General features: G+C 62.7%; 1 protein-coding gene. It reads left to right on the forward strand.

Annotation, left to right across the window (positions count from 1 at the left end):
- Window positions 1–308 (forward strand): efflux RND transporter permease subunit (locus HWX36_RS36795; RefSeq protein ID WP_175958589.1); only part of this gene is annotated, 308 nt, incomplete at both ends.

Below are 308 nucleotides of genomic sequence, written 5' to 3' on the forward strand. Positions count from 1 at the left end.
TCGGTCGGCGCGATCTATCGCCAGTTCTCGCTGACGATCGTGTCGGCGATGGTGCTGTCGGTGCTCGTCGCGTTGATTCTGACGCCGGCACTGTGCGCGACGATCCTCAAGCCGATCCCGCAAGGGCATCACGAAGAGAAGAAGGGCTTCTTCGGCTGGTTCAACCGCACGTTCAACAACAGCCGCGACAAGTACCACGTCGGCGTGCACCACGTGATCAAGCGCTCGGGCCGCTGGCTCATCATCTACCTGGTCGTGATCGTCGCGGTCGGCCTGCTGTTCGTGCGCCTGCCGAAGTCGTTCCTGCC

The sequence above is a fragment of the Burkholderia sp. BCC0405 genome, assembly GCF_902833075.1.
Classification (GTDB): Bacteria; Pseudomonadota; Gammaproteobacteria; order Burkholderiales; family Burkholderiaceae; genus Burkholderia.